This is a genomic window from Arthrobacter sp. M71 S08, assembly GCF_059089725.1.
Genome location: NZ_JBNHEY010000012.1, coordinates 1 through 3,308, shown reverse-complemented (window position 1 = coordinate 3,308; position 3,308 = coordinate 1). Strand labels below are relative to the sequence as shown.

Annotated in this window: 1 protein-coding gene; it reads left to right on the top strand. The window is 63.2% G+C overall.

Annotation, left to right across the window (positions count from 1 at the left end; genetic code table 11):
* Positions 1 to 343 precede the first annotated feature (343 nt).
* The coding region (locus AC5RTB_RS16525; protein ID WP_494062139.1) for a chitobiase/beta-hexosaminidase C-terminal domain-containing protein at positions 344 to 3,308 on the top strand (2,965 nt) is incomplete at its 3' end.

Sequence of the window (3,308 nt, the reverse complement as noted above, 5' to 3'; positions counted from 1 at the left end):
TGTCCTTGCTCGTGATCGGGACGGGCGGTTGTGGCTGTACACGGGCAACGGCTCCGGCGGTTTCCTGAAGAAAGCTCAGGTCGGATCCGGTTGGAACGGCATGACCACCATTCTCTGAACGGACCCCGCACTACCTCTGATGAGAGGGCCTCCCACGTCGTACACGGCATGGGGGGCCCTCCTCAGTGTGCGCGCGGGAGGCGAGCCGGCGTCTGAGTTCCGTCACCCGGCTCAAGGTATTCCTAGCCTCGCCTCGCCACAGTGGTTCCAGGGCATGGTGCTTTCCGCCCTACCTGGCAGCGGTCTCGTTAGCTGGGGGACTCGGAACCATCAGGGAGACAACATGAAAATGGACGGTACACATACCGCTGCGGGTGCAACCCCCCGTACGCGCAGGATATGGAGGGGGACCGGTATCACTGCCACGGCGGTTGTGCTCTTGTCCACGATCGGGCCAGTGCCGCTGGCCGGAGCGCTGCCCCAGCCAGCCGCGGTACTTCCAGCGGCCGTAGCAACAGGTCCGCAGGGAACCGTCGGGCCGGTTAACCCGGAAACTGGCTATCCATACTGGTACGGGGACAACAATGGCCTCCGGCTGGAACTGTGCATTGACGTAGCTACGGTCTGCCCGGTAGTTGGGGAAGCCTACAATCCTGCACTGCCGCTGGAGATGCCTGGGAACTTCCCGGAGGAGTCCTTCTGGTGGTCGGGCGAAGCGTCGTTACCGTTGCCGAACGGTGAAGAGGCACGCCTCATCATGGCCACGGAAGCAGCGTTCGGAGGTGCCGGCGACGTTGCGCAGGGCCAGCAAAACGCATTTGCTCGCATGCGCATCCGCATGGAGGGCATGACACCGAACGCGACCTACACGGCGACGACGCCGTATGGCGTCTTCGAAGTCACGGCAGACGATCGCGGACGGGTCCGCTTCACTGAGGATCTCGGATGCCTGCAGCAGCCGTGCGACTGGACCGAGCCGCTGAGCGGAAAGGTCGGTCCATTCCTTCGGTGGGACTCCACCTTGCCCGCTGCCCCGGCCGGGTCCATTGGTGACCCCAACATCGAGCACACCGTAACGGGGAGCCCGTTCGATACGAACTTCTTCCGCATTGAAGGACCGGGTATCGCGACCCCGGTGGAAACGAATCTGTTCGCGGTACAGGGCAAAATTGCCACCGTACGTGCCGGCGTGGATAAGCCGGGTGGCACCTACAATCAGGCACTGACAGTCAACATCCAGGCGTCGTTCCCGGACGAGGCGAAGATTGTCTACACGACCGATGGCACAGACCCCGTGGTCGCCGAGGACGGATCCGTCACCGTCGGGCAGGTCTGGGAACCGACGGCAGGCGATCACGACGTGGCCCCGGTTGAGCTTGCCACCCCGGGCACGACCGTACTGAAATACATGGCGGTCAGCTTGACGGACCCGGCCCAGCGGACAGGGATTCAGAGCGAGACCTACGAGCTGGACGCTACCAGCCCCTGGATCGACGCATCGCCAGACGCAGCCTTGCCATCCCACGCCGGTCCCCAGCTGGTGAGCCTGATCGGGACTACGCAGTCGGGTGCCGCTGCCCGAATCTACTACACACTCGATGGGTCCGAACCCGCGTATGACGACGGCCCCACCGGATCGACGATGCAGTACGACGACGATCCCATCCTGATCGGCAGCACCACTCTGATCCGCGCAGTCTCCGTCGACGAAACGGGGAAGGCAGGCGAGATCCGCGACTTCCGGTACGTCATTCATAACCTGAAGGCACTCGGCCCTGTAGTCCAGGGTGGCCACGGATACCCCACGTGGGTCGAGGACAACGGATGGTCAGCACGGGAGGGCGTGGAAGCACAGGAACCAGTTCAGCTCGACCTGTGCCTGGACGATCCGCTGTGCCCGATCATTGAAGAGCTGCCTTTCCCGCTTGATCCGATGGAGTTCCCGAGGAACTTCCCCGGTGAATCATTCTGGTGGGCCGCAGAGGCGTTCCTGCCGGTTGACGGAGAAGAGGTGCGGCTGACGCTCGCCCTTGAAGCTGCATTCACCGGCGAGGGAGCCGCTGCAGGCGACGAAGTCGCTTTCGGTCGCATCCGGGTACGCGGCGATGAGGTGTTCGAGTTCGGTTCCACCTACGAAATCACGCATCCTTACGGAAAGTTCCTGGTCGAAGCGGATGACACAGGTAGCCTCCGTTACACGGAGGACCTCGGCAGCATGAACGGCAACGGAGACTTCACACCGTTGCTCGAAGCTAAGGTCGGGCCTTTCCTGCGGTGGACTGAGGGAGCTCCCGAGGGCTATCTCGGTGACGGCAGTACACCTCACGCCGTCATGGGCAGCCCCTACGACACAAACTTCTTCGAGATCCGGAAGGTTCGCAACAGCCTGGGCGAACCGGTGAACATTTCCCTGGGAAGGACGACCGACTTTGTGGTCCAGGGCCGTACGGTCGGCGCCACGCCGCCGGAAGCCCCGGTTGTCGCGGTAAGCCCTCCCGGAGGAACATTCAACACGGCCCAGACCATCACACTGACCGCTACTCCGGAAACGGCGCAGATCCTTTTCACTACCGACGGCACAGATCCGGAAGTCGATAACGGCACGGCGTACACCGATCCGATCGAGATCGGCACCGAGGGAACCACCGTTCTCAAGTTCATCGCCGTGAACCAGGGCGTGTCTTCGGACATCGCCACCGAAACCTACACGATCGACCTGACAGCGCCGGAACTGACAACGACGACGCCGGGCGGCACCTTCACCGCGGCGACGACGGCAATCCTTGCCGCAAGCGAGGACGCGGTCATCCGGTTCACGACTGACGGGACCGAACCCACGGTCGCCAGTGCCCTGTACACCGGGCCGATTGCCATCTCCCAAACAACCACGCTTCGTGCGATTGCGGTTGACGCAGCCGGGAACTTCAGTGCGCTCGGGCAGTGGGAGTTCGTGATCAAGGCCCCGGCCGGCATCGGAGGCCACGACTTCTCCGGCGACGGGAAAGCGGACGTCCTCGCCCGCGACAGGGATGGCCGGCTCTGGCTATATCCAGGCAACGGCTCTGGTGGTTGGCAGCCTCGAGCACAGGTCGGTTCGGGGTGGAATACGATGACGAGTCTTCTGGCTCCGGGTGACTTCAACGGTGACGGCAAGGTCGATGTTCTGGCTCGGGATTCTTCGGGCAGGCTGTGGCTGTATCCGGGTAACGGTGCCGGCGGGTGGCTGACCAGGACGCAGGCCGGTTCGGGGTGGAATACGATGACCAGCATCGTCGGTCCGGGTGACTTCAACGGTGACGGCAAGGTCG